At 44.7% G+C, this 273-nt stretch carries 1 tRNA gene; it reads right to left on the bottom strand.

The features are described 5' to 3' along the window. Positions 1-87: 87 nt before the first annotated feature. Positions 88-161: transfer RNA gene (locus AAEZ00_RS21220), tRNA-Cys, on the bottom strand. Between the last annotated feature and the right edge of the window lie 112 nt (positions 162-273).

Genomic DNA, 273 nt, shown 5'->3' with positions numbered 1-273 from the left:
TTTAAATCCCTTGTGTCTACCGATTCCACCACTCGGGCAAAGTGTTGTTTTAACCGTTACTAAAAGTAACCATTAAATGCAATTTTGTGGAGGCGCGACCCGGAGTCGAACCGAGATAGACGGATTTGCAATCCGTAGCATAGCCATTCTGCCATCGCGCCATACTTATACCAAATTCTAATCCATCGGATAAGATAAGAAATTGGAGCGACATATCGGGTTCGAACCGATGACCTATACCTTGGCAAGGTATCGCTCTACCAACTGAGCTAA

The organism is Shewanella sp. S1-49-MNA-CIBAN-0167, assembly GCF_040310145.1.
Taxonomy (GTDB): domain Bacteria; phylum Pseudomonadota; class Gammaproteobacteria; order Enterobacterales; family Shewanellaceae; genus Shewanella; species Shewanella psychromarinicola.
Note: the sequence above shows the minus strand (reverse complement) of the source record. Positions and strands in the feature narration are given on the sequence as shown.